Raw genomic sequence first — 2,034 nt, 5'->3', positions numbered from 1 at the left:
ATAAACCTATTGACCCAGTAGAACCACCAATTGATAATAAACCTGATGATTCTTTAGCATTTGAACAAAGTTCTACTTTTAATTCTATAGGTAATGAAACTTTAAATGAAGAAGAAGAAACTGAAGAAATAGATGAAACTTCTTTAGTGCAAAAAAGTAAAACTTGCATAGTCAGTGATAATTATAAAACCATGAATCCTTGTGTAGTTGGGGGATTATAATCTACAGCTTTGATACATAAAAATTAAACACTAAACACTAGGATTTATCCTAGTGTATATAATGAGTATATTAATGAATATACTCATGTTAAAAATATTTTAATTAATCAATATAAATATTGAAAAACAAAAACTTAAAATTAAAATACATCATTAAAAGGAAAAAATAAGTATGAAAAAACTTTTACTTAGCACTATAGTAATTAGCTCTTTAGTCTATGCTAATAATGGAAGTATTATCATAGCTAAAAATGATATAGAAAAGGTTATAGAACTATCCCCTGATAGAAATCTTCCTCAAAACAAAGCTATCAAAGAAAATCTAAAAACTAAAGATGATTATAAAAAAACTCAAGAAGCTAAAAAAGACTTTGAAGAAAAAAAGAAAGAATTAAAAGAAAAACTAAATCAAGAAGATAAAACTAATGAGGAAACTAACAATCAAACTAATAATAACACTACCAACCTAAATAACCAAACTAACACTAACACAAACAATGACAAAGCTAACACTAACTCTAGTATAAATAATCAAACAAACAATAATTTTAATTCAACTAATAATAGCTTTAATACCAATAATGCTTCAAACAATCATAGTTTTAATAACAACACTACCAAATTAAATAATCAAGTCAATACCAACAATAATACAAGTAATCCAAATAATCAAACAAACAATAGTTCTAATAATAACTCTATTAACTCAAGTAATCAAACTAATAACAACACTATTAATTTAAACAATCAAAGCAATAATAGTTCTAACAATACTACCACTACTAAAGAAGTAATAACCAAATACAAATTCATCATCACTAATGAAAACACTAGCTTTGAAAAGCTAGGTATTAAAGAAGAAGATTTACAAATACTCATTAGTGAGTTTAGTACTAGAAAATTTAGCTTGCAAGATTTACAAGATATATCTAATATTATTGCTTATTATTTCCAAGTTAATGGCTATCCTGCTGCAACAGCTTATGTACCCCAACAAGAATTTGAAGATAGTGTGCAAATAAACATAGCTTTGGGAACATTAGGTAAGTATATAATAAAGAATAAAACTACTATAAAAGATTATTTTATTGAAAGTAAGCTTAATGAAAGAATCAAAGGTAAAATCATCTCTACCAAATTAATAGAAGATAGTGTGTATAAAGTCAATGAAATGTATGGCATTCAAACCCTAGCAGGCTTACAAGCAGGAGAGAATGTAGGAGAAACTGATATAGTTATAGAAGTAGTTCCTGATACTAAGGCTAATGTATTATTATATGCTGATAATTATGGTATTAAAAGTGCAGGGGATATTAGAGCTGGTATTAGTATGGGATTTAATTCTATACTTAATATGGGAGATTATTATAATTTTTACTTACAATCAAGCAATGAAAAACAAATTAACTATGGAGCAAGTTATACTTTCTTTTTAGGAAATTTAAAAATTACTCCAAGCATATCTCAAGGCTCTTATTCTTTAGGTGGAGATTATCAAGAAGTTGGCTTTAGCGGTACTTCTAGAAATTTCGGTATAGACTTTTCTTATCCTGTATGGATTAATACTAATTCATCTTTATACTTTACTTCTAGTATTTATCATAAGATATTAAAAGATGAACCTTTTTCAAACATATTTGAAGATTATAGTATTAATAAACATTCTAATGTAGGTAGTATGGGTTTAGAAGGTTTATTTAGAGGCTTTGAAAATAATACCTTAAGTTATAGTGCTAAGATAAGTATAGGTAAGGTTAATGATGATGGTACTACTATGTTTGGAAGTACATCTAAAAGTGGAGGCAAAGGCTTT

Annotated in this window: 1 protein-coding gene and 1 pseudogene; both read left to right on the top strand. The window is 26.6% G+C overall.

What is annotated here, in order from left to right; all coding sequences use genetic code 11:
- Positions 1 to 221 (top strand): annotated as a pseudogene (locus L8T82_RS07875) (hypothetical protein); the annotation flags it as partial.
- Positions 222 to 393: 172 nt separating this feature from the next.
- Positions 394 to 2,034: ShlB/FhaC/HecB family hemolysin secretion/activation protein (locus L8T82_RS07870; protein ID WP_263726273.1), on the top strand; the 1,641-nt coding region annotated here is incomplete at its 3' end.

The organism is Campylobacter sp. IFREMER_LSEM_CL292 (genome assembly GCF_025771615.1).
Classification (GTDB): Bacteria; Campylobacterota; Campylobacteria; order Campylobacterales; family Campylobacteraceae; genus Campylobacter_D; species Campylobacter_D lari_D.
Note: the sequence above shows the minus strand (reverse complement) of the source record. Positions and strands in the feature narration are given on the sequence as shown.